This is a genomic window from Actinomycetes bacterium (assembly GCA_035489715.1).
Taxonomy (GTDB): Bacteria; Actinomycetota; Actinomycetes; order JACCUZ01; family JACCUZ01; genus DATHAP01.
In genome coordinates, this window is record DATHAP010000015.1 from 1 (window position 1) to 3,438 (window position 3,438).

Annotated in this window: 4 protein-coding genes; all 4 read left to right on the forward strand. The window is 71.8% G+C overall.

Annotated elements, in window-relative coordinates; genetic code table 11:
- The first annotated feature begins 126 nt into the window (after positions 1-126).
- Positions 127-1,533, forward strand: a complete 1,407-nt coding sequence (flgK, locus tag VK640_01050) for a flagellar hook-associated protein FlgK (GenBank protein HTE71774.1) — start codon at positions 127-129, stop codon at positions 1,531-1,533.
- 5 nt (positions 1,534-1,538) lie between these two features.
- Positions 1,539-2,420 (forward strand): flagellar hook-associated protein FlgL, encoded by an 882-nt coding sequence (gene flgL / locus VK640_01055; GenBank protein ID HTE71775.1) that lies wholly within the window; start codon positions 1,539-1,541, stop codon positions 2,418-2,420.
- Positions 2,421-2,469: 49 nt separating this feature from the next.
- Positions 2,470-2,961: a flagellar assembly protein FliW gene (locus VK640_01060; protein ID HTE71776.1), complete on the forward strand. Its 492-nt coding sequence runs from the start codon at positions 2,470-2,472 to the stop codon at positions 2,959-2,961.
- A gap of 98 nt (positions 2,962-3,059) precedes the next feature.
- Positions 3,060-3,371, forward strand: a complete 312-nt coding sequence (gene csrA / locus VK640_01065; protein HTE71777.1) for a carbon storage regulator CsrA — start codon at positions 3,060-3,062, stop codon at positions 3,369-3,371.
- Positions 3,372-3,438 lie beyond the last annotated feature (67 nt).

Sequence of the window (3,438 nt, forward strand, 5' to 3'; positions counted from 1 at the left end):
CGAGGGCGGTCTCGCCGCCATCGGCGACGCGCTGATGTCGGTCAAGACGACCACCGCCGGCACGTACGGCTCCACCGGTCGCACGGACGACGGCTCGCACCGTGCCGTCACGCTGGACGGTGCCCTGTGAGTACGTTCGGCAGCCTGAACGCGGCGACCACCGCCTTGTGGGCGCAGCGCCGCGCGCTCGACGTGACCGGCCAGAACATCGCCAACGTCAACACCGAGGGCTACTCGCGGCAGCGGGTGGAGCTGCGGTCGATCGGCGGCAGCGTCGTCCCCGCCTTCTTCTCCACGAGCAACGGCCTCGGCGGCGGCGTGAACGCCGACGAGGTGACCCGGATCCGGGACGCCTTCCTCGAGGGCCGCGGGCACACCGAGCACGCCAACAGCTCCCGGCTCACCGTCGAGAACGAGACGTTCGAGCTCGTCGAGCAGGCCTTCCGGGAGCCCGGCGACACCGGGATCCAGAGCCTGCTGTCGGAGATGTGGTCCGGCTGGGAGGACGTCGCCAACCAGCCCCAGGACGAGGCCGCCCGCGGGCAGGTCCTCAAGCGCCTGGAGACCTTGGTCGGTGGCATCCACTTCAGCCAGGCCTCGCTCGGCGCCCAGTGGACCCAGTCCCGCGAGAGCCTCGACGTGCTCGTCGCCGACGTGAACGCCTCCGCCAGCTCGATCGCCGACCTCAACCAGGCCATCCAGCGGGCCAACCAGAGCGGTCTGCCGGCCAACGACCTCTCCGACCAGCGCGACCTGCTGGTCATGAAGCTCGCCGACCAGGTCGGCGCCACAGTCCGCCACGGGGACAACGGCGTCGTCGACGTCCTCGTCGGTGGCATGACGCTCGTGTCTGGCTCCACGGCGGCCAGCCTGGCGACGGCGGGCACCTACTCGGTGGACGGCGTCACTGCCGACCCGCCGCGGATCGTCACCGGCTCGGGCGGGTACACCGTGCGCGCCGGCGGCACCGCCGAGGGGCAGCTGAACTCGCTGAACACGATCATCCCGAGCTACCGCCAGGCGCTGGACGCCACCGCGGTCAGCCTCGCGACGAGCCTCAACACCGCGCACGCGGCCGGCTTCGACCTGAACGGCGCCGCCGGGACGCCGCTGCTGGGGTCCTCGGGCGGCCCGATCACGGCTGCCTCGCTCACGGTCCTGGTCACCGACCCGAAGAAGGTCGCCGCCTCCAGCGTCGGGCCGACCGCCGGTGTCCAGGCCCTCGACCACGGCAACGCCGACGCCATCGCCCAGCTCCGTCGGTCCACGACCGGGACGGACGCGAACTACCGGAAGATGATCGTGGAGCTCGGGGTGCAGGCGGCAGTCGCCGGCCGCAACGTCGACATCCAGGCGGTCATCACCACCCAGGTCGACTCCGCACGGGAATCCGTGGCGGGCGTCAACATCGACGAGGAGATGACCAACATGCTGTCGTTCCAGCACGCCTACTCGGCGGCGGGTCGGCTGATCACGGCGATCGACGAGACGCTGGACAAGCTCATCAACGGCACCGGCCGCGTGGGGCTGTGATCTGAGTGCGGATCACCCAGCGCGCCGTCGCGCTCACCAGTCTCCAGGGCCTCAACCGGAACCTCGACGCCGTCGGACGGCTGCAGCAGCAGCTCACCTCCGGCCGGCTCATCAGCGCCCCGTCGGACTCGCCCACGGGGACGAACCGGGCGATGCAGACGCGGTCCGACCAGGCCGCGAGCGCGCAGCAGCAGCGCAACATCACCGACGCGAAGAGCTGGCTCGAGCAGACCGACTCGGCGCTGCAGGAGATGCTCGACACCGCGCGCCGCGTGCGCGACCTCACCGTGCAGGGCTCCAGCACCGGCGCGCAGAGCGACGTCAGCGCCCAGGCGATCGCCACCGAGGTGAAGTCCCTGCGCGAGGGGCTGCTCAGCCTGGCCAACCGCACCATCGGGGGGCGCCCGCTGTTCGGTGGCGTCACCCCCGGCACCAAGGCGTACGACGCGACCGGCGCGTACGTGGGTCAGGCGGGGCCGCCCGTCACCCGCCGGGTGTCGGACACCGAGGTCGTCCGCGTGGACACCACCGGGCCGGAGGCCTTCGGCCCTGCGGGCGCCGACCTCTTCGCGATCGTCGACAAGATCGCCACCGACGTCGTGTCGAACCCGACCAACCTGGCCGGTCACCTGACCGACCTCGACTCGGTCATGAAGGGCATGCTCACCGCGGTCGCCGACGTCGGCTCCCGCGCGGCACGCGTCGAGCGCGAGGAGCAGGTGAACGCCGACCGTTCACTGACGCTGTCGTCGCAGCTGGCCGAGACCGAGAACATCGACCTGCCCAACACGATCATGCGCCTGCAGATGCAGCAGGTCGGCTACGAGGCGGCGCTGTCGGCGACGGCGAAGGCCCTGCAGCCGACCCTGCTCGACTACCTGCGCTGATGTCCGCACGCCCCGCTCCTGAGATGCGCCGGTCGAGGAGGCTGCCCGCATGACGCACTCCCCGGTCGCCACGCTGCCGGCTCCCGCGCACGCCCCCGCGCGGAAGCCCGTGGCCCTGGTGCCGGCGCCTTCCCCGGCGCCGACCCCGGCGCCGTCCCAGGTGCAGGTGCTGCTCCTCGCCGAGCCGCTGCCCGGCTTCCCCCAGCACCGCGACTACGTCCTGGTGCCGGCAGACGGCGGCGGCCTCCTGTTCTGGCTGCAGTCCCTCGCACCGGACGGACCGCGCTTCCTCGCCGTTTCGGCGGCGTCGTTCTTCCCCGACTACGCCCCCGCCCTGCCCGGCGTCCCCTGCGCCGAGCTGGGTCTGGCGGACACCGCCGAGGCGACCCTGTACTGCCTGGTGACCGTTCCCGACGGGGACGTCACCGCCGCGACGGCGAACCTCCGCGCACCCCTGGTGGTCAACCCGGCCACCCAGCGGGCCCGTCAACTCGTCCTGATCGACGGGTCGCATCCCATCAGGCGGCCCCTGCGCCGATAACCACTCGAGGCGGCCGTGCCATCGTGGTGCGGCGGCCCGCCCGTTTCGACGGGCAACGCCAAGGACGGCAGTTCACAGACACCCATGGAGGGGTACTCGTGCTCACACTCACCCGCAGCGTCGGCGAGACGATCCGCATCGGCGACGACATCGAGGTCCATGTCGTCGAGGTCCGTGGCGGCACCGTCCGGCTCGGTTTCAAGGCCCCCCGCGAGGTCGCGATCCACCGCGAGGAGGTCTACCGACAGATCGCCGAGGCGAACCTGCTCGCCGCGCAGGTCACCGCCGACAGTCTCGGTGCCCTCGCCGCGTTCGCGCCGTCGGCGGCAGCCGCCGACACGGTCGCCGGTGAGCCCGACGTCGAGCCGGACACGGACGCCGGGAGTGCCCCAGAGGGTGCTCCGGCCTGACAGATCTGCATGGCGCAACGGCCGACTGCTTTGGCAGACGCTGCCAACGTGTCTGTGAGCGGGAGCT

Excerpts from the sequence above, each read along its gene's own strand:
- VK640_01060 (HTE71776.1), top strand. The coding sequence starts at position 2,470 with ATGACGCACTCCCCGGTCGCCACGCTGCCGGCTCCCGCGCACGCCCCC.